Source organism: Neisseria sp. P0001.S005 (genome assembly GCF_051963715.1).
The window spans coordinates 1-344 of sequence record NZ_JBQCTZ010000832.1; the positions used below are offsets into that span (position 1 = coordinate 1).

The 344-nt window shown below is 48.0% G+C and carries 1 pseudogene; it reads right to left on the reverse strand.

What is annotated here, in order from left to right:
* Positions 1–344, reverse strand: a pseudogene (locus tag ACTHSP_RS23100) (hypothetical protein); the annotation flags it as partial.

Below are 344 nucleotides of genomic sequence, written 5' to 3' on the forward strand. Positions count from 1 at the left end.
AGTAAGCTTGTGGCAGACCGGCAGTAGCCAGAGCTTGAGCCACACCTGCGCGGGCGTTGTTGTCAACCTTGTTCACATTGCTGTTCACATCGCCGAATTTTTGGTTCAGCTGGTCAACGTTAACCGCATCAGTACCTTTCTTACCTGGAGCAACATTTTGGATAGTAGTGTTGCCGGCATCGATACCACCTTGGTTGATGGTTACAGGACCTGCTTTCAGTTCGTTAGTAGTAACACTGTTAACGGTCAGATCAGGGTTCATGCTGACTTTCAGCGCATCGCCGTCTTTCTTAACGAAGATGTTTTGAACTTCTTTCTCTGAAGTCTTACCGGTTGCTTTGTCG